1 protein-coding gene is annotated in these 601 nt (G+C 60.7%); it reads right to left on the bottom strand.

Translation table 11 applies throughout. The annotated features are described in order from the left end of the window. Positions 1-455 (bottom strand): IS110 family RNA-guided transposase (locus ACZXDY_RS46320; RefSeq protein WP_464350076.1); only part of this gene is annotated, 455 nt, incomplete at its 3' end. Between the last annotated feature and the right edge of the window lie 146 nt (positions 456-601).

The following is a 601-nucleotide window of genomic DNA, read 5'->3' as shown; positions in this document are numbered from 1 at the left end:
CGCTCCAGTAGGAACGCACGGATCTGATTGATGGCGCCGGTACGCTGACCGACCAATCGATCGCGGACGCGGTGCAGCGCCTGAAGGTCGAGCTGATCGGCGGTCTTGGTCGCGACGAACTTCATGGTCGGGCGTTGGACAGCCTCGGCGATCGCTTCCGCATCTCGGAAGTCATTCTTCTGCCCCTTCGAATACGGCCGCACGTATTTCGCCGGCATCAGGTGGGCGTCGTGGCCAAGCATTTGGAGCTTGCGGCTGAGATGATGCGCGCCGACGCAGGCTTCCATCCCGATCAGGCACGGCGGCAGGTTGGCAAGTCGCGCCTCGACCTGGCCACGCGACCATTTTTGCCGGAGTACGATCGCACCACGCCGATCGTGCCCTATGACGTGAAACGAGTTCTTGCCGATATCAATGCCGACCACGGCGATTGTGCTGCTAGATTTCTGAGACATGGCGTGCTCCTTTTCGGTGCCCCGAACCAGCTTCGATCACTGGCGGGGCTGGAGTACGGCCGGACCATCCCATTCTGATGTCCCCAGTCAAGTACACAGCGCATGGTTTCCCGTCTCCACGAGGACTCATCGTGAAGTTCTTGCTC

Source organism: Bradyrhizobium sp. LeoB3 (genome assembly GCF_055456055.1).
The sequence above is the reverse complement of the archived record's forward strand: the minus strand, read 5'-3'. Positions and strand labels throughout refer to the sequence as shown.